Source organism: Mailhella massiliensis, from assembly GCF_020741395.1.
GTDB classification, from domain to species: Bacteria; Desulfobacterota; Desulfovibrionia; order Desulfovibrionales; family Desulfovibrionaceae; genus Mailhella; species Mailhella massiliensis_A.
This window is the reverse complement of the sequence record NZ_DYZA01000065.1, coordinates 1-17,977: the sequence shown is the minus strand read 5'-3', so window position 1 is coordinate 17,977 and position 17,977 is coordinate 1. Positions and strand designations below refer to the sequence as shown.

General features: G+C 59.0%; 16 protein-coding genes and 1 tRNA gene. 10 read left to right on the top strand and 7 right to left on the bottom strand.

The features are described 5' to 3' along the window. Positions 1–115 precede the first annotated feature (115 nt). The 10 genes from sctW (at position 116) to K8W16_RS03465 (ending at position 10,036) form a co-directional block, all read left to right on the top strand. Positions 116–1,234, top strand: coding sequence for a type III secretion system gatekeeper subunit SctW (gene sctW / locus K8W16_RS03510; RefSeq protein WP_304121200.1), 1,119 nt, complete (start codon positions 116–118; stop codon positions 1,232–1,234). A gap of 3 nt (positions 1,235–1,237) precedes the next feature. Beyond that, complete coding sequence (locus K8W16_RS03505) at positions 1,238–1,603, top strand: CesT family type III secretion system chaperone (RefSeq protein ID WP_304121198.1); 366 nt, start codon at positions 1,238–1,240, stop codon at positions 1,601–1,603. Between the two features lie 57 nt (positions 1,604–1,660). Beyond that, a complete protein-coding gene (locus K8W16_RS03500; protein WP_304121196.1) occupies positions 1,661–2,026 on the top strand; it encodes a type III secretion protein in 366 nt (121 codons plus the stop codon). 1 nt (position 2,027) lies between these two features. After that, positions 2,028–2,387 carry a hypothetical protein gene (locus K8W16_RS03495; protein ID WP_304121194.1) on the top strand — a complete coding sequence of 120 codons (360 nt, stop codon included), beginning with the start codon at positions 2,028–2,030 and terminating at the stop codon, positions 2,385–2,387. Beyond that, complete coding sequence (gene sctV / locus K8W16_RS03490; protein WP_304121192.1) at positions 2,384–4,474, top strand: type III secretion system export apparatus subunit SctV; 2,091 nt, start codon at positions 2,384–2,386, stop codon at positions 4,472–4,474. The genes K8W16_RS03495 and sctV overlap by 4 nt, the downstream gene beginning before the upstream one ends. An 8-nt stretch (positions 4,475–4,482) precedes the next feature. Then, positions 4,483–4,743 carry a type III secretion system export apparatus subunit SctS gene (gene sctS / locus K8W16_RS03485; protein WP_294555786.1) on the top strand — a complete coding sequence of 87 codons (261 nt, stop codon included), beginning with the start codon at positions 4,483–4,485 and terminating at the stop codon, positions 4,741–4,743. Positions 4,744–4,831: 88 nt separating this feature from the next. Next, positions 4,832–5,650, top strand: a complete 819-nt coding sequence (gene sctT, locus K8W16_RS03480) for a type III secretion system export apparatus subunit SctT (protein WP_304121189.1) — start codon at positions 4,832–4,834, stop codon at positions 5,648–5,650. Then, positions 5,647–6,690 (top strand): type III secretion system export apparatus subunit SctU, encoded by a 1,044-nt coding sequence (gene sctU, locus K8W16_RS03475; RefSeq protein ID WP_304121188.1) that lies wholly within the window; start codon positions 5,647–5,649, stop codon positions 6,688–6,690. Before sctT ends, sctU begins: the two co-directional genes overlap by 4 nt. Before the next feature lie 119 nt (positions 6,691–6,809). Beyond that, complete coding sequence (locus tag K8W16_RS03470; protein WP_304121187.1) at positions 6,810–8,084, top strand: sigma-54-dependent Fis family transcriptional regulator; 1,275 nt, start codon at positions 6,810–6,812, stop codon at positions 8,082–8,084. Continuing rightward, the gene (locus tag K8W16_RS03465) at positions 8,081–10,036 is read left to right on the top strand and encodes a PP2C family protein-serine/threonine phosphatase (protein ID WP_304121185.1); all 1,956 of its coding nucleotides are present in this window, start codon (positions 8,081–8,083) and stop codon (positions 10,034–10,036) included. The genes K8W16_RS03470 and K8W16_RS03465 overlap by 4 nt, the downstream gene beginning before the upstream one ends. Before the next feature lie 208 nt (positions 10,037–10,244). Here the strand turns inward: K8W16_RS03465 and K8W16_RS03460 are convergent. The 7 genes from K8W16_RS03460 to K8W16_RS03430 form a co-directional block, all read right to left on the bottom strand. After that, a tRNA-Asn gene (locus K8W16_RS03460) sits at positions 10,245–10,320 on the bottom strand. 318 nt (positions 10,321–10,638) lie between these two features. Further along, a complete protein-coding gene (locus tag K8W16_RS03455; protein WP_304121183.1) occupies positions 10,639–11,316 on the bottom strand; it encodes a GNAT family N-acetyltransferase in 678 nt (225 codons plus the stop codon). Then, on the bottom strand, positions 11,313–12,296 hold the full coding sequence (locus K8W16_RS03450; RefSeq protein WP_304121181.1) for an alanine racemase: 984 nt from the start codon (positions 12,294–12,296) through the stop codon (positions 11,313–11,315). Before K8W16_RS03450 ends, K8W16_RS03455 begins: the two co-directional genes overlap by 4 nt. Continuing rightward, a complete protein-coding gene (locus tag K8W16_RS03445) occupies positions 12,296–14,632 on the bottom strand; it encodes an MFS transporter (protein ID WP_304121179.1) in 2,337 nt (778 codons plus the stop codon). The genes K8W16_RS03450 and K8W16_RS03445 overlap by 1 nt, the downstream gene beginning before the upstream one ends. After that, the gene (locus K8W16_RS03440) at positions 14,625–15,761 is read right to left on the bottom strand and encodes an ABC transporter substrate-binding protein (protein WP_304121178.1); all 1,137 of its coding nucleotides are present in this window, start codon (positions 15,759–15,761) and stop codon (positions 14,625–14,627) included. Before K8W16_RS03440 ends, K8W16_RS03445 begins: the two co-directional genes overlap by 8 nt. A 144-nt stretch (positions 15,762–15,905) precedes the next feature. After that, positions 15,906–17,111 carry a PqqD family peptide modification chaperone gene (locus K8W16_RS03435; protein WP_304121176.1) on the bottom strand — a complete coding sequence of 402 codons (1,206 nt, stop codon included), beginning with the start codon at positions 17,109–17,111 and terminating at the stop codon, positions 15,906–15,908. Positions 17,112–17,758: 647 nt separating this feature from the next. Next, positions 17,759–17,977, bottom strand: a 219-nt coding sequence (locus tag K8W16_RS03430) for a hypothetical protein (protein ID WP_304121174.1), incomplete at its 5' end; no start/stop codon positions are given.

The following is a 17,977-nucleotide window of genomic DNA, read 5'->3' as shown; positions in this document are numbered from 1 at the left end:
ACTAGCAGAGCCGTAGGAGGCTTGCAACGGCAAAAAAATCAGCGTGCCACAGGTAATAGCCGTTATGGCATGATCTTTGCATGGCATATGACAGTATATGTAAGGAGTGCATACCATGCCTATAGATTCCATATCCAGCCCTTTCTATACGGGAGGAGCTGCGCATCAGGCGGAGACCCATGCGGCCAGCGGCAGTTTTATGGGGAACTCCGTGGTTCAGGTCCCCTCGCCGGAATCCCTGCTCGCCGATGCGGCAGAGGAGCTTTCCTTTTCCGCCGACACCACGGATGACTTTGAGCTCGAAGAACGCAAGGAGCGCGACAAGATAAGGGAGTCTGAGGAAGAGCGCGTGAAGCTCTACCAGGAACTCATGCACGAGGCGGGCAAGAGCGAAGAGCTCAACCAGATGCGCGACAGCCTGAGAAACCGCGCTGACTCGCGCCGTGCGCTGGACAAGGTGCGGGAATATTTCCCCGACCCTTCCGATGCGTGGGCCGCGCTGAAGCAGATGCAGGAAGAGCTGCGCGCGGAGGGCGCGGATGAGGCCCTTCTTGAGGATGTGGGGGCCGCCATAGCCGAGCTGGAGGAGAAGGAAGGGCCTGCCGTGCGTGCGGGCGTGCAGGGCGCGCTGGCAGCCCGAGGCTTTGCCGACCTTGGCGGAAGCGACGGCATGCGCGACTTCTACCGCCGCACGGTGTGCGAATTTTCCACGGTGAACGAGGTCTTTGCCCATGTGCTTGAAACTTACGGCGGCGATTTTGAACGCGCCATGGATTTCCTTTTCTCCGCGCTGAGCGCCGACATTGCGGCGGACACGCCCAGTATGGGCGTGCGCCACTTGGAGAGCGTGCACGAGAACCTCGGCAAGGTGCGCCTTACCCAGAGCGCCTATCGGCTGTGCGAGAAGATGATGGAGCGGTGGGAGAATGTGCACGGAGTGAAAATGCGCGAGGGATCGCTTACCGCCATGGGGCTTCTGGGCGATATTGTGGATCTGCGCACGAAGCGTTTCCTCTCCTCTGCGCAGATAGAGGGCATCCTTGCCAAGGCGTGCGCCCCCGATATAGAAAGGGAGGTGCTGTTCCTGCAGGAGCTTCTGAATACCACGAGGAACTTCCCCGTCGCGCTTTTCGACGACGATCAGGGTCGCATGAAGGTGCTGGAAGCCGTGCAGGAAGCCGTGGACAAGGCTGTGGAACGAGAGGACGAATATCTGGCCCAACAGGAAGGGTAGTCTATGCTGGAGCATGAAATAGAGGCCTTCGGGCGCAGGATCGGTCTGGAATCTCTGTCGTTTTCCCCGGAGGGACTGGTCAGGCTGGATATTGCGAACATAGGCAGTTTCTATCTTGAGAAAGCGGAAGATAACGGCAGGGGGGAAATTCTGGCCTACCTTTCCGCGCCGCTGCCCGAGCATGATACGGCTGCGGTGCGCCGCCTGCTTGCGCTTTGCGACTACAGGCGCGGCCTGCCCATGCCTCTTGCCGCCGGCTTTTTTTCCGGCCGGGGCATGCTTCTCACCCGTATGGAGGAAGAGAAGGTTACGGCGGCTTCCCTGGAGAACGCGCTGCGCTTTCTGGCAGACCTCATGCACGGGGCGTAGGCGTCGCCCTTTCGGGCCATGGCGCTGAACCTGCAACCATGTCAAGGAGCATGAACGATGCCCTCTTCCATTAATCTTCTCGATCCTTCCCTGGGAATACAGCATGTCATGGACATGCCGGAACCCGCGAACCTGCCGAGGGCCCGGGAACTGGCCTCCAACGCTCTGAACGAGCCGGGCCTTGAGGAACTCTACGCCCCGGGCAATGCCTGGCAGCTTGTGGAGCAGGCCCTCTGTCCCGACGTGGGGGACGGCTCCATGTTGAACCCGGAAATTTTTTCCGGCACCCTGGAATCCTGTCTGCGCGACCTGGAAGGCAGTTCCGATCCTGCCGTTCAGGCCATGCTCTCGGAGGAGCTGACGCCCCTTCTGCAGAACGGGCAGCTTTTGCAGGCCTACCTCGGCCTGATGATAGGAGGCTGACATGGGTGTGCTGCAAGAGCAACAGCGGCGTACCCTGCATGTGCTTGGCTATATGATGCTGCGCATGGGGCAGCAGGCCCGGGCGGGCAGAATCTATGCCGCCCTTGCCGCCCTTGCGCCCGGGCAGGAACCGGACAGGCTGGCGCTTGCGGGCCTTGCCGCCCTCGCCATAGACGAAGGGCAGGGCGCAAAGGCATTGGAATATCTGCGCGGCGCCATGAGTGGAAGGGTGCTTTCTTCCCGCCAGGCCGCGCTGCACCTCATGAAGGCGCAGGCCCTCTGGCTGGAAGGCCGTAGGGAAGAGGCCCGCGCCGCCCTTGACGAATACCTGTTCCTTGCCGGTGGAGGAAAGAACGCATGAGCTTGATGGAAAAGGCGTCGCGCGGCGTCAGTCTGATGACGCGCCACAACGATATCACCATGGTCATGCTGCTCGTGGTGGTGGTGGCGCTCATGATCGTGCCCCTGCCCACCCCGCTGGTGGACACGCTCATCGGCGTGAACATGACGTTGTCGTTTCTCATGCTCATGATGTCCATGTATGTGAAGACGGCGCTGGACTTTTCCTCCTTCCCCACCATGCTGCTCTTCACCACGCTTTTTCGTGTGGGCCTGAACATCACTACCACGCGCCTTATTCTGCTTCAGGCGGACGCTGGCGAGATCATCTTCACCTTCGGCGAATTTGCTCTGGGCGGCAACTTTGTGGTGGGCGCTGTGGTATTCATCATCCTCACCATCGTGCAGTTCCTCGTTATAGCCAAGGGTGCGGAGCGTGTGGCTGAAGTAGGCGCGCGTTTCACGCTGGACGCCATGCCCGGTAAGCAGATGTCCATCGACGCGGACATGCGCGCGGGCGTCATAGACATGGCGGAAGCTCAGGATCGACGCAACCGCGTGCAGCTGGAAAGCCAGATGTACGGAGCCATGGACGGCGCCATGAAGTTCGTGAAGGGCGACAGTATCGCCGGCATGATCATCGCCGTCATCAATATCGTGGGCGGCACCATCATCGGCATAACCCAGCACGGCATGACAGCCGGGCAGGCCATGCACACCTACGGCATCCTCACCATCGGCGACGGCCTGGTTTCCCAGATTCCCTCGCTCCTGGTGTCCATTTCCGCAGGTATCCTCATCACCCGTTCCGGCGACAGCGGCGACAACGTGGGTGCACAAGTGGGGCAGCAGTTCTTCGCCCAGCCCAAGGCCCTGCAGATGGCGGGCGCGCTGATCTTCCTCTTCGCCCTCATTCCCGGTTTCCCCAAGCCGCAGCTTTTTACCCTGGCTTTTGCCGTGGGCGGCTTCGGCTATGTACTGGAGCGCATAGCTTCCGCTCCGCAAAAGAAGGACAGCAAGGCCGAGCTTTCCCGTTCCCTCGCCCCGGCGGCGGAGAAAAGGCCCCGCCGTTCCTCCGGCCCGCAGGACGACTTTTCCCCCACAGTGCCCATCATTCTGGATATTGCGCCCGATATCGGCGAATCCATGGACTATGATTCGTTGAACGATGAGCTTTCCAGCCTCCGGCGTGCGCTTTATTTCGACCTTGGGGTGCCTTTCCCGGGTATCAACATCCGGCCCAATCCCAGCTTGCCTTCCTTGGGCTACATGCTCAACCTCAATGAAATCCCCATGGCTCACGGAAGGCTTGTGAAGGGTATGGTCATTGTGCGGGAAAAGAAGGTCAATCTGGAGCTGCTCGGCGTTTCCTGCCATGAAGGCGATCCCTTCCTGCCGGATGTGGATCCTTTGTGGGTGGCCGATGAAGACAGGGCGCGCCTTGAGCAGGCGGGTATCACCTGCATGCCCCATGCCCGCATCCTGGCCTATCACCTTTCGCTTCTGCTTTCCCGTCATGCGTCCAGTTTCCTCGGAATGCAGGAAAGCAAGTATCTGCTTGACCGCATGGAAGAGCGCGCGCCCGATCTTGTCCGTGAAGTGACGCGCCTTCTGCCCGTGCAGCGCATCGCGGAAATTTTCCAGCGCCTGGTGCAGGAACAGATTTCCATACGCGATCTTCGCAGTATTCTTGAGGCGCTCATCGAGTGGAGCCCCAAGGAAAAGGATGTGGTCATGCTCACCGAATATGTGCGCAGCGCCCTGAAGCGGCAGATAAGCTACATGTATTCGCGCGGACAGAACATGCTCCCCGCCATACTCATGGATCCTTCCCTTGAGGAAACCATACGCAAGGCCGTGCGCCAGACTTCGGCCGGAGCCTTCCTTTCGCTCGACCCGGACACTTCGCAGCGCATCATCAAAGCCGTGGGCGAGGCCGTGGGCAAGCATAAAGGCAGCACGCAGAAGCCCGTACTCATGGCATCCATGGACATACGGCGCTATGTGCGCCGCCTCATCGAGAGCAAGTATTATGAATTGCCCGTCATGGCCTATCAGGAAGTGACGCCGGAAATCTCGGTGCAGCCCGTGAGCCGCATCAGGATATAGGAGTAGGCATGAACAGCATCGCTATGGACTATGCCAGCCAGGCTCTGTATCTGGTGCTTGTGATCTCTCTGCCTCCCATCGTCATTGCGTCGGTGATCGGCATAGTGCTCAGCCTGGTGCAGGCGGTGACACAGCTTCAGGAACAGACACTCACCTTCGGTGTGAAGCTCATAGCCGTGGTCCTTTCCCTGTTCCTTCTGGGCGGCTGGATGTCCGGCGAGATTCTCCGCTATGCCGACGAGATATTTACAAGATTTTATCTGCTCTAGGCTTTTTTCGCAGAAGAGGTTTGTCTGTCCTTTTTTCCGCGAAAAGGAAGAGGAGATGAAAAAAGCAGGGCTCTGGGGGGCGTGAAGCGTGGATACCGGTCTGTTCTGGGGATTTTCGCCGCAGCAGCATCTTCTGGCGTTCCTTCTGGGGACGCCGCGCCTTTTCATGCTCATGCAGACGGCCCCCTTCATGGGGGGCACGCTGGTGACGGGGCAGCTGCGCTTCACCCTCGTGCTGGCCTGCTATATGGTGCTGCACCCCATGTTGCTCGGCCAGCTTCCCCCTTGGGATGGTCTTACCCTGGTTTCCGGTCTGCACATGGGTGCGCTTGTCGCCAAGGAAGTCTTTCTCGGCATGCTCATGGGCCTTCTTGCAGGCATGTTGTTCTGGACCATACAGTGCGCGGGCTTTTTCATCGACAACCAGCGAGGCGCGGGCCAGGCTACGGAAACCGATCCCCTGGCCGGTGAACAGACCTCGCCCACGGGCTCTTTTTTCTTTCAGAGCGCCGTGTATGTGTTTTTTTCCACAGGGGCCTTTCTCACCTTTCTCGGCATCGTCTATGCAAGTTATGAGTGCTGGCCCGTTTTTTCCCTGCTGCCTTCCGCGCTGTTTGAACGACCCGCGCTGCCGTTGTTCTTTGCGGAAAAGGTAAGCGACCTTGCGCTCGACATGATGCTGCTTGCCGGCCCCGTGGTGGTGGCCTGTCTGCTTACCGACATTTCCCTCGGGCTCATCAACCGCTTCGCCTCCCAGCTCAACGTCTATGTGCTGGCCATGCCGGTGAAGAGCGGTCTTGCCTCCCTGCTGCTTATTTTCTATTTCAGCATGCTCATGACCGGGGCGGTGGGCATGTTTGATTCCTTCGGTTCCGATTTGCAGTATTTGCGGGTGCTTCTGCCATGAGCGACGAAAAAACAGAACAGCCTACACCAAAACGATTGCGGGAAGCCCGGGAAAAAGGCGATGTATGTAAAGGGCAGGATATCGCGCCTGCGCTTACCATACTTGCGGTGGGAGTGTATCTTGCCGCCAATGCCGGGAATATTTTCGATACGCTTCAGGGCATGGTGCTTGTGCCTATGCAGTTCATGTCCCTGCCTTTTCATGAGGCCATGGCCAAGGTTGCGCCTTTTATCATCGACGCCTCCATCATGCTCGTGGCTCCGCTGGTGGGTGTAGTCATGGTTGTGGCCCTTGTGAGCACTCTCGCACAGACGGGCGTGCTTTTCGCCGTGAAGGCCGCCATGCCCAAATTGGAGAATCTTGACCCGAAAAAGTGGTTTCAGAAAGTCTTTTCCATGAAGAACCTTTTTGAGCTGGTCAAGAACCTCATTAAAGTGGGGGTGCTCGGGGGCGTGGTGTACATGGTGCTCAGCGACTACCTGCCTGTGCTTTTCGGTATGCCGAAAAGCGGCATAGGAGCCATGTGGACAGTCATAGGTTCGGCAGCGAACGATCTTGTGCTTATCTCGGCCGGGGCTTTCTGCGTCATTGCGGCTCTGGACTATCTGTACCAGCGCTACAAGTACAATCAGAACCACATGATGAGCAAGGACGAGGTGAAGAGAGAATTCAAGGAAAGTGAGGGCGACCCGCATATCAAGAGCAAGCGTAAGCAGCTGCATAAGGAAATGATCGCCCAGAACTCCCTTGACAATGTGAGAAAAGCGAAGGTGCTTGTGACTAACCCGACCCATTACGCCGTGGCTTTGGATTATGAAAAGGACAGGACTCCCCTGCCCGTGGTATTGGCCAAGGGAGAGGGCTACCTTGCGCAGCGGATGATGGAAGTGGCGAAGCAGGAAGGTATTCCCATCATGCGCAACGTGCCTCTGGCGCAGGCGTTGTACCGCGACGGTACGGAGAACGCCTATATCCCGCAGGACCTCATAGGCCCGGTGGCGGAAGTGTTGCGCTGGGTACAGAGCCTGGAGCGTACTTAGTTTCCGGCGTAAAGATAGTGTCCACCGGACAACGGTGTGGATCCGGGAAAGTCCGGAGCGGGGAAGGGAGCGCATGGCTCCGCCTGCCGGGAAGGGACAAGATATGAAGGAGAGAGAAGGTGGAGAATAAGGGGACGGACAGGCTGCTGCCTTTGCTGACGGATCTTTGCGGGGAGCTGGCCCTGGGCAAGCACGCAGATACGGACCGGCTTTTCGATCTGACCCGTGACGGTTCCGGGCCGGATGAGCTGGTGCGCCTTGCCGAAGCCTTCGGTATGATGCTGGTGCGCGTGGAAGCGCGCGAATTTCAGAACAGTCAGCTCATACAGCAGCTTCGCGCCAAGAATGCCGAACTTGAAGCCCTGCACAGGGTACTTCTGGAAAAAAACGACGAGTTGCAGAAGAGTGTGGAAGCCCTGTATTCGCCCGGCAACGGTATCATAGGCCAGAGCGAACCTATGCGCCGCGTGTTTGAGATGGCCCGTTCCATTGCCAGGCGGCCCATCAATACGCTTATTCTCGGTCCTACGGGCACAGGTAAGGAAGTGCTGGCACGCTTTCTGCACCATCAGTCTCCGCGCAGCCGCGGGCCTTTCATCGCTGTGAACTGCACGGCCATTCCCGATACGCTGTTTGAAAGCGCCATGTTCGGTATAGAAAAGGGCGTGGCCACAGGCGTGACGGCCCGCAAGGGGCTTGTGGAAGAGGCGAGCGGCGGGACGCTTTTTCTGGACGAGCTTGCGGAAATGAGCCTTCCCAACCAGGCCAAGCTTCTGCGCGTACTGGAAGAGGAGGAAGTCATGCGCGTGGGCAGCGCCACGCCCGTGCATGTGGATATCAACCTTGTTTCCGCCACCAACGTCAACTTGGAGGAAGCGGTGAAAGAAGGGCGCTTCCGCGAGGATCTTTTTTACCGCGTCAACGTGGTGGAGCTGCGCCTGCCGCCGCTTTGCGAACGTGGGGACGATATCCTTCTTCTGGCCCAGTCTTTTCTGGAGCGCTACTGCGCGGAGATGGGAAGGGAAAGGCTCATGCTTTCCCCGGCGGTACAGGGGCTTTTTCTGCGCTATCCCTGGCCGGGCAACGTGCGGGAACTCAACAATGAAATGAAGCGTGCGGCAGCTCTCACGCCGGGCGAGGTGGTGGAGCTTTCGCACTTGTCCCGTCGTATCCTGGAATCTGAGGCGGGGAAGGAATACCTGTGCCGGAGGGAACAGGAAGGGGAGCCGGAGGCGTTGGAGCTGCCCCTCAACCTCCAGAAAGCGGAAGAAATCATCATACGCCGAGCGCTGGAACTCTCCGGCGGGCGGAAGGTGAAGGCGGCGGAGCTTCTGGGAATCACCCGTGAAGGCCTGCGCAAGAAACTTCAGCGCATGGAGGGGGAAGAGGCATGAATTTTTCTCTGCGCAGCAAGCTTTTTCTGCTCGTAGGCTGTGCTATCAGCCTTGCAGCGGTTCCCATTATTCTTTTCAGCCGTGCAAGCCTTCTGGAAAGCGCCATGCAGAGAGAGCGGGAATCGTTCGTCAATACCGTCATGCTGGTGGAAGACAGCCTGAGCGTCCGCTACCTGCACCTGCTCACCTCCGAGGTGGAATCGGTGCTGGAGTCCAAGCGCAACCTCCGTCAGTACGGCGCCATGATACGTGACATGTTGCTTTCCGAGCACGAGGAAGAGGTGCTGCAGAGCCTCGCCCAGTGGAGGAAGGTGCTTGTATCCGGCGGCGTGTATCTTGCCTTTTATGATAAGGAAGGCAATGAGGTGCTTGCTGGGGATATTGCCAAGCTGATCATGGAAGAAGGGCGGCAGGATTTCAAGGGGCAGTCCATACACTCCATGCTGGAGCACCGTGAATCCCTGTCAGATGGGCAGTTCGCCATGGTGCGTCTGCCCGGTCCCGGGGATCAGGAAGTACCCGTGCTGGTGTGCTTCATGCCTGTGAAGGGGCTGGGTACGCTTCTTCTCTCCGATCCTGTGGCCGATACGGAACAGAGCAGGAAGCTTCTGGAGCGGCGTATGGTGCTCGGCATACAGGAGCGGCTGGACAGTCTGGAGCTGAGCAGGGGAGCTTCCATATCCATTATTTCCTCCGATGGCCGCGTTCTTGCGGGCAAGGGCATGTCCATGTCGCTTGCCTCCATCCCCGAAGAGGTGCTCGCAAGGGTACGCAAAGGGGCGGCGCTGGAGGGCGATACGGAAGGGGCGGAAGAACCCGTCCTGTATCGCCTGGCCTATTTCAAGGCCATGGACTGGTATGTGGGGGCTTTCATTCCACTGGAAGCCATTACCGGTCCGGCGGAAGCTCTGGCGCGGCATCTCTTCGGCGTGGCGGCGGGTCTTCTGGTGCTGAGCCTTCTTGTCATGCTGGTACTCACCATGCGTATCATTGCGCCCCTTCGCCTGCTTACCCGCAGGGCCGGCGAAATAGCGCGCGAGGATTTCAGTTCCGAGCGGGGCGTGGGCTTTTCGGAAGACATTGTCGAAGGGCTTCCCGTGGAAAGGACGGACGAAGTGGGCCAGCTTGCCGGGGCCTTCGCCCACATGGTGAAGGCTCTCGATGAAAATATTCACCGCCTGGTGGACACTCTGGCCGTACGCCAGAGGATGCAGGGTGAACTGAACGCCGCGCGCGACATACAGATGGGCATCCTGCCTCCGCCGGACGGCGCGCCGAAAAGCCTCGGCTATTCGGCAGCGGCTTTTCTGGAACCGGCCAAGGAAGTGGGCGGCGATCTGTACGACTTCTTCACCGTGCCCGACGGGCGGCAGGCGGTGGTCATCGGAGATGTTTCCGACAAGGGCGTGTCCGCAGCTCTCTTCATGTCCATGACGGTGACGCTGGTGCGCTACGCCCTGGCAGAAGGTCTTTCCTGTTCGGAAGCCATGCTGCGCATCAATGAGCGCCTTGCCGAAAATAATCCCTCCTGCATGTTCGTCACCCTGTTCATCGGGCTTTTCGATCCGGCGAGCGGCAGGCTGGACTATGCGAGCGGCGCGCACTGCCCGCCTTTTGTGGTCAATCCCGATCCCTCCGTACCGGTGAGAATGCTTACGGAAACCAGCGGCCCGCTGGTGGGGGCCATGCAGGGGATGGACTACGAGGCATGCAGTGCCGAGCTCGCTCCCGGGGAATACTGCCTGCTTTATACCGACGGCGTATCCGAGGCCATGAACGAAAAGCTGGAACTTTTCGGAGAAGAGCGCATCGCCGCTACGCTGGAGACCTTGCGCTCCGCTTCGCCCGATGAAGTGCTGCACGGTGTTCTGGCTGCCGTGAAGGCGCATCGGGGGACGGCCGCGCAGTCGGACGATATCACCATGCTCTGCTTCAGGCGTTCGGCGGAGTAGAGTTTTTCTGAAAAGACAAGGCGGCGGTAAGGTTCCGGGGAAGAACCTTTTTCCCCCCGGACTTTTGCCGTCGCCTTCTTCGTGCGCTGTTCCGTTGCGTAGTGTTCTGAGAAGACGCACACCCGGTTTTGAAACTTTGCCCTGAAGAAGGTTTCGGAATCGCTTTTGTTAAAATGAAAAAGCCTACTAAAACGCAGGCTTTGAAATTTGGCTCCCCGAGACGGACTTGAACCGCCAACCTAGTGATTAACAGTCACCCGCTCTGCCTATTGAGCTATCGGGGAACGAAGCAACTCGCTGTTGCAGAAATGTGTTTAGTCGTTTTGCCCCGGGCAGTCAAGCATTTTTTTTCTTTTCGGGGTAGGGAGCCTTCTTTTTTCTTGTGAAGATGGGGGAAGGGAGAAAAACGGGTGGGAAGACAGAGCGGCGAGGGGGAATAGGGTTCTTCCCATGGAAGGCAGCTTGGGGCCGCGCTTCGGAAGCAGAGCGCTACCCCGTAGATGTCCGCGTATTCTGCCGGAAGGGCGTCTTGCCGAAGCAAGCAAGAGGATGGGAAATGACACGCATTTTTGACGGAGCGCTGCGGTTCCTGTAGCCGCCCGTCAGCATAGCCCGGCAGGCTTTGCCGTAGGCCGGTATTCCACTTGAAAGGATTGGCCGTACTCTGTGCGGCGGAGGGCTACACCCGCCAGGCCCGTATCAAGAGCGGCGCGATGCCCTGCAATATCCATGGCATCCACGAACAAGGGTTCGGCATGAGCGTCGATCATGCCGCCGCTCATGAGGATAAAACGCGCTTTTCCTCCGTATTTGAAGGCGAAGGCACGGATGAAAAGGCCGAGGTTCAGATGCAGTTTCAGGCTTGCGGCATTGCCCGGCCATGCCGTGGCCAGGGAAAGGGTGCGGCCGCTTTTTTCCGTGCGGCGCATGTTTTCCCGCACGAGGCGCTCCGCGAGCTTCTGCCCCTGCATGTCGGGTCGGACGAAGACGGATTCGAGGTGCCGGACTCTTTCCAGACTTTCTTCCGGCAGAAGGCCTCTCCCCAGGTTTTCCGGGTCGTTTGCGTCGGGAAAGCGTATGACGCTCGCTCCGGCCAGGCTCTCTTCTTCATCAAACGCCAGAAGAATATGCCCTTTTCCCCGCAGGATGGGCAGATAGAATTCTTTTTCATCCACGGCGAAGATATCGCGGGAGGGAAGGGCGGCCTCCACACGGAGCTCCAGGCGCACCATTTCATCCAGATCCTGTTCCTGTGCGGGGCGGAACGATAGGTCTTTCATGAGTCCTCCGAAATCATGGGCAGGGCGCGGGAAATCAGAGCGCGGGAAAGAGAATGATACTCCAGTCCGAAGGAAAGGGACATGCCTTCGCGTATGTTTTCCGGGCAGTCCGTCACATCGAAGGAAGCATAGGCCGAAGAGGCTCCGCAGAAGGCCATGCCCGGCAGTGGGGGAATCAGTTTTTCCGGTGCGGTGTGGAAGCTCCCCACATCCAGAAGAGCCATGATACGGCCGTTTTTCACACGACATTCCATCACATGGGCCTCCAGTCGGAAGGTGTCCTGCCTGCCTCCGGGCAGGGGGCGACCGGAAAGGGGGTACACACCGAGCATTACGCCCGTGCCGCAGCGGATTTCCCCGATGCCGGGGGGGAGAGGCCCTTTTTCCGCAAGTTCCAGCACATCGGTGCCTCCGGCGGAAATATCGCCCCCTTCCACGCATAAGTTGCGCACAGATTCAAGCTGCGTTGCGGCAAAGCACAGGAGTTCCGTGGTGGGAGCGTGGCTTGTCAGACAGGCGAAGTTGACGGAAAGGCCGCGCAGGGGCAGGCCGAGGCGGTGTACGGCTTCACAGAGCGCAGGGAGTTCTTCCGGCAGGACGCCGTCGCGCAAGTCGCCCACTTCCAGGGAAATACGCACTTCGGGAAGAGGGCCGCGGCATGCGGCATGCAGCATGGTTGCGGCATAGAGAGAGTCGATATATACGCACCGGCAATGCGCGGCCTGTTCCGTAGACTGAGGGGAGGGTGCATACACATGGTGCAGGCTCACCCCTTCAGGAAAAGAAACGGCCTCGCCGGGCCAGGCCACAATGCCGAGCCTGCGCACGGGGGATTTTTCAAGCAGGGAGGAGACGAGCTTCGCGTGGAGCGGAGCTTCCTTGAACACGAACATGCACGCCGCTCCGGTACGGCGGCACAGCTCATTGGCGAGGGCGAGGTTATGGCGCAGGGCCTTTCTGCGCAGAAAAAGCAAAGGCATCAGGATTCCTTGGAAGAAGAGCGGATAAGGCTGAAGGCAGCGAAAAGCAGGGCCGAGAGGCCGGTAAGCACGGCGAGCACGGTGATGCCCGTGCGGGCATTCCACAACGACATCATGATGCCGAGGCTCAGCGGGCCGAGCACCTGGCCTATGCGCATGGCCACGTTATAGAAGCCCATGGTGCGGGCGCGGCCGAAGTTCTGCGCTGCGGGCAGGGAGAGGGCGTAAGCCCCCTGCCCGTTGGAGGCAATGGCCGTGTTGACGGCCAGAAGGGCCACGCTGAGCATGGCGGCGGGCAGTCCCTCCAGTACCAGAAGGGCCATGAGGCTGAGCACCACGATGAACATGGAGAGAATAAGTGGGGGCACCATGCTTTTCGCCTTGTCCAGAAGGGAACCGAATAGCGGCCCGGCGAACATGACGATGATACAGTACAGCAGAAAGACGCGGCCTATGGTGGCGGGGGAGATGCCGGCCTGACTCAGGGAAAGAGGCATGAAGAACTGGAACAGGCATACCGTGATGAGGGCATTGGGTATGATGAAGAAAAGAAGCAGAGAGCCCATGTGCCTGTCGGAGAGGAAGGCAAAGGCCTCACGGAAGCTGAGGCGCGCGGCCGAACTTTCCCCGCTCTGCCATTTTTCTTGCGGAAGGAGCTTCGAGAGAGCAGCCAGGGTGAGCACGAGCATGACGGCGGAAGCCGGGAACACGGCCTGATAGCCGAGTCTGTCGGCAATAAGGCCGCCCATGGTGCTGCCGCACAGGGTGCCCGCGTAAAGCCCGGCGAACATGAAGGCCAGGTTGTGTGCCCGCCTGCTTTCGGAGGAATGGGCTATGACGAAAACCTGCGCGGAAAGGTTGATGAATCCGTAGCCCAGGCCGGACATGCCTCGGGCGAGGATGAAGGGCAGGGCCGTGGGGGAAAGCCAGCTTGCAAAGGAACCCAGGCAGGCCAGCAGTACACCGGAAAGCAGCATGGGCTTCCAGCCGGACTTCTGGCTCCAGAATCCGCCTGCGAACATGGCGAGCCCCGCCATGAAGAGTTCGCAGGAAACAGGCAGGCCGGAAACTACGTCGGGCGGAAGTCCGAACAGGTCAAGCCCCAGTTCTCCGATGCGGATGGGCACATAGGACATGGACATTTCCGTAGCGAAGAGGCAGGCGAAAATGATGGGCCGCATGAAATCGGGAGAAGTGGACATGGCCTTCATCCCGCCCCCGCTCATGAGCAGAAGGAAAATCAGCTCGGAAAGAAAGAGCGCGGCAACCACCGTCATGGTCAGGTTGTCCAGCATGACGGAGAGCAGGTTGCTCCTCACGGTGGCCGGATCCATGAGCACCTGTACGCTCCCGGCCGGAGAACCGTCCGAGGGAAGACATATATCGAGTTTGACAGGGGTCTGTTCCTCCGCCCGGCGCTGCCAGTCGGCCTTTTCCAGATAACCGTTCACGTCGGCGGCGGCGTGCATGCGTCCCGTTACGTCGAACACGGCCATGCCCCGGGTGGAGACATGTTGCTGTCTTTCCATCATCCACAGTTCCATGCCGTGAATACCGCTCACCGGCAGCCCCATACCCGCAAGACGTTCCAGATCCCACGCCATCTGTCTGGCGAGCTGGTCGCCGGTATGGATCATTTCCGCTTCATAAAGACGGGAAAGAGGCGTGCGGAGCAGGAAGAGGAAAAGAATCTGCCCCAGAATGAGCGGAAGCATGAAGCAGACGCGCAGCTTCAGGCCGGAAGGATTTCTGCTGCTGCCGGGAGGGAAGGCCAGAAAGCGCATGAGCATTGCCAGAAGGGCGCATTCCCCCAGGGATATGCCGAGAAAAATCCAGAGCTGACTTTGCGCCGCCTGAGCGATGAGATGGGAAATGCGGGTTTTGTTGAGGGCCATGAACACATGCCCGGCCACGGCGTCCTTTCTGCCCAGGATGGGGCAGGTGGTCCAGAAGCTGTCGTCCGTGGAGAACTTCCGCACGTTGCCGAATACGGCCTTCGCATCCGGGGGGGAGAAAAGCTCCGCTTTCTCGTTCCGGTCCCACTGGAAAATGATTTTACCGGAGGCATCGGTTACGGCGATGTTTTCCGCCTCCGTCCTTGTGCGGTAAAGGGAAAGAAAGCGTTCCACCGTCTGAGGCCTGAGACTTTTGCCTACGCGTACCAGAAGGCCGAGGTGATCGGCGATATCGCGGCAGACCAGCCCGTTTATCTGAAATACCGGCTCCTGATACTGCTTGTATAGTGCGGAGAGCATGAGGGCGCCGTAGAGAAGCTGGGCGCAGAGCAGGGCGAGTATGCCCCCTGTGAGGAGTCTGCGGAGGCGAAGATCACTCATGGTTAGCCGCCGGGATTTGCTGGTAGATTTCATCCACGGCAGCGAGAATTTCCAGAGGAGGGTTCCAGCCTATGCGCATGGCTGTTTTCAGATTGATGGCAAGGCCCAGTTCGGGTTCAAATATCTGGCTCACTTCCCGGGGCTTTTTCCCCTGGATGACGGCGGCTATGGCCTCGGCCTCGAACTGCCCTATGTCCGCGAAACTGGCTTGGGCAAGGCTCATGAGCACGCCGTATTCCACAAGCTGCGGCCCGGCCTGGGCAAAGGAGGGAATGCCCGCATTAATGACGGGAACCATGAGCTCCGGGATCTTGTCCATGGGCGTGGAGGTATAGGTGAGGTAAAGGGCGTCCGCCTCCTGGGAAAGCTCCGTCACACAGCCCATGAGGTTCCTGAAGGCGGCCTCCGGGTCGGGCAGATCCAGAGGGGCGGAACGGAGCACCAGTTCGATGCCGAGCTCCTTTGCCGTCTGTTCTATTTCGTCCATGGCGGCGGTGTTGCGGCCTTCGGGAGTATCTTCAAAGGGCACACCGAGTTTCTTGAAGTGGAAAATTTCATGGAACATGGATATCTGGCGGCGGAAGCGCCCGGGCTCCAGCTGAGCATGGACGTTGTCCTTGCCGGAATCTTCGGCGGAAGCCACGATACCCGCGCTCACGGCGTCGGTCACACTCATGGAAAATACAGGAATACCCAGATCTTCCGAGCTCATATCGAGTCCGCTCCAAGTACCCATGGCAATGATCATGTCCACGTCCTTGCGTTCCCGTACCCGTTCGATGATAGCTTCCCGTATGCTCTTGCGCGCCACGGCGTCCCACTCTGCGGAATAGTGGCCGTCGCGCAGGAATTTGACGCGGCCCTTGGCATGATCGGCCAGCCACAGCCACATGGCACTGGTGGATTCCGTGCCTGTCGGTATAGCCACCTGACCGTTGTCGATGAGCCCCAGCTTTTCAAGGCCTCGCGCCGTGTGGGCAAGCGTCTGCTGATAATTGGAAAAAGGACCGCCTTCCACATACAGCACGCGCCAGACCTTTTCTCCCGCCCAGGCATGGCCACTCCCGGCAAGGGTCAGGAAGAAAAGGACAAAGAGAAGGGAACGGAATATGCGGAAAGTTTCAGGCATGGCAGACCTCACAGGCGTTGGGAAGAACATACGCAATATGCCCGGAAAATACAATGCGCCGCATGAGAAGAAGCCGGGCAAAGGTTGCAGGCCCGGAATCTGTCGTTTCCCCGGCCTTACGGAAAGGGCCGTACAAAGGGCAAGTCAGCCTTCGGTCCTATGCTCCACGATGAGTTTTCTCTCCTTTAATAAGGAAAACAGCTGGATGATATCGCTTTCTATGCGGCCCTTATCCACCTCCTGAAAGGCCTCCCGCAATAAAAAGGCTGCTTCCGCCTCGCTCAAAGGCTGTTTCAGCATGCTCCAGATGCTTTCTCCCAGGCTGTTCAGCCCGTAAACAGTGCTGGAAGCGCCGTCTATCAGAAAGGCGCTGCCGTGTTCCATCCGCAGGCGCGCGCCGGGGGCCTGGATATAGCAGATCGGGGAAAGCGGGCCTTCCCCCGCACGCCCGGCAGTAAGGGAGAAGTCCGGCAGGAAGTCCTGCATGCCTGGGGATTGCTGCGAAGCGGCGGAGGAAATTTCGAGATCGCTTTGCAGAAAAGCCGCAGCTTCATCGAGGTCGGCATAACGGAAAAGCAGTACGGGAGTCTCCTTTGTCAGCCGAGAAGCCTGCCGGAGCACGGTTTCGGCGGAGCCTTTGCGCATGACATAGTGCGGCAGAAGCTGTATGAGGCCGGAACTCTGCCCGATGCGCATAAGTTGGGCGTTTCCCGTGCTCATGCGTTGCAGCATGATGATGTGCGTCAAGGGCGAAAGCTGCCCGAAAGGGGCGCAGAGGACATGCCCCGCCCTCACATACTGGTAGAGATCATCCCTGATCCCTTTGTTTTTCATGACGAATTCTGTGAGAGTCCCGGAGGGAGGCAGGGGAAGCCGGAGTCTTGGAGGAATCCCGAAGGACAAAAGTTCCCCCTTTTCCGTGACGCCTACGAGGTCGTCTCCCAGGCAGGTCTGTCCATGGGCCATGAGGCCGGTGACGAGGGTACTTTTTCCGGCGCGGTTATTGCCGAGAAGAAGAGCCGTGTTGTTGCCGAGGCGCACGGCCGCCGCGTGCAGACAGGTGATCTGCGGGTGCTCTTCGCAGAACGCGGCCACAAGTTCAATGGCAAGGCTGCACAAGGCGCTTGCCGTGGCAGGCTCCCGCAGGGAGTCTGCAATCCATGGCGCGCGTATGTCGTAGCTGCCTGCCTCCCGTCCGAAAGCGCGTACCTGTATGAGGGGTTCTCCGGCGGGTCGGGACAGCACTTCATGCGGCCAGGCATGAAAAAAACGCCGTACCTGCTGAAGCAGCATCGGGCAGTGGAGAAAGCGCACGGGCTGCCGGATACCGGCAAAGAGTACATCCGTCATGTTTTCACCTGCGGCCGGGGCTCTCTGTAGTATTTTTCCGGCGACAGAGAGAACACGGCCGTGGAGATAGCGGGGGAGCTTATTCTCCCGGAAAAGGCAAGGCGGGAAGGAAGGAAATGACGTCTTTTCCTCTCGAAGAGAGAGCCGTGCCCGTAGCGCTGCGGGAGGAAAGCGCTGAGGCGCGGCTCTTTCTGGAGTCCCCCCTTGTGTGAGGGGATGCTTGAAGGAGGGGCATGCCCCGTATTAAAGGAAGTTCAGCCTCCCCGCCCTGAAGGGAAAGCCGTTACAGAGGGAAGCGCGGGGGCGGGGGGGGAGGTACGGGAGGCCTGCCCGGGCGCGAAGGCCTGCTTCTGCGGGAAGCAGGATGGGGCGGCCGCGGCCTGCTCGGACGTGAGCGCCGGCTGGGAGGTGAAGGCCGGGAAGGTCTGCGGGAAGGGCGACTCCTGCGGGAAGGCTTGGAGGGCCTCCGGCTGGGGCGCGAGGGGCGGCTGGCGGCACAGGCTTCGTTGATGGAAAACAGCACGGGGGAACTGTACACCACACCTGTCACGGCAAGGGCGGCCAGAACGCGCCGGCGCTGCTTCCTGAATCTTTCATCCTGAGAAGGCAGTCTTTTGTTTTTCATTGTGTTTCCCCATGGCTGAGGTTCACTGGTTATGATCAGCATATTCCCGAAAAGTTCCGAAGGTCAAGGTTTTCTCCCTTTTCATGCATGCGTTTTTTTCTTTTTTTTTCTTCATAGTATTTCTATAACCTGTATCATAATAAGGAAACTGCTGATGATTTAACGTATTACGAAACCTTCCTTTCCGTTGTTTCTGCTGGGAAAGGTTATGAAAGAATACGTAGCGGATGTTTATTTCAGG